The sequence below is a fragment of the Brachyspira aalborgi genome (genome assembly GCF_008016455.1).
Classification (GTDB): Bacteria; Spirochaetota; Brachyspiria; order Brachyspirales; family Brachyspiraceae; genus Brachyspira; species Brachyspira aalborgi.
On record NZ_SAXU01000007.1, the window covers coordinates 1 to 818 of the forward strand.

The window sequence follows — 818 nt, forward strand, 5'->3', positions numbered from 1 at the left end:
TATCGGTTTGCTCTTTGATTCTATAATCCATCCCTTCTCTTAATTCCAAAAACTCTCTCTTCAAATCATCCATAGACAAACTTATTGATTCTTTAGCTTCAATAATTCTATTGTCTACAAGCTCCTCTGCATACTTTTTCATCTCTTCTACAGATTCTGAAGTTTTAGCGTTATACATTTCTTTAGTTTTCTCAAGCAAATCATTAACGCCTTTATGTAATGTATTAAATGATTCATTTAAGGTTTCGTTTAATCCTTTAACTTTCTCGTCTATCTTCAAAGAAGTCTTATTAAGATAATCGTCTATATAATTAGTCTCATTTTCTAAATGTTTAGCTTCGGATTCCTCCCTGCTCTTCTCTATCTCCTCTCTTAATCGATTGGCATAATCATTTAACGAAACCTTCTCATTGTTATAAATATCCTCTAAATTAGATAAAGTATTATTTATAATATTGTCAGATTTTTCTTCAAAGTTATTTATAGCCTTCTCTAAATCGGAATTAATAGCGTTGAAAGATTCGTTTATAATATCGTTAAATTGTTGTTTGCTATCCTCCAACATATTTAATTTATCAGATAATCTATTCTCTAATTCTATAGAACGCTCCTCTAAATATTCCTCTATATAATTTTTCTCATTTGAAATAAGATTAGTCTCCGCTTCATTTCTAATCTTATCTATCTCATCTTTTATACTCTGAAGATTATTTTCTAATTCTTTAGTCGCATCATTATACATTTTATCAAGCGCTATCGAATATCCTTCATAATCTTTGCGTATGCTCTCTGACAATTCTTTAATATCGTCCGTTATT

General features: G+C 29.2%; 1 protein-coding gene. It reads right to left on the minus strand.

Features of this window, described 5'->3' with window-relative positions; translation table 11 throughout:
• The coding region (locus EPJ79_RS11625; RefSeq protein WP_158634379.1) for a hypothetical protein at positions 1-818 on the minus strand (818 nt) is incomplete at both ends.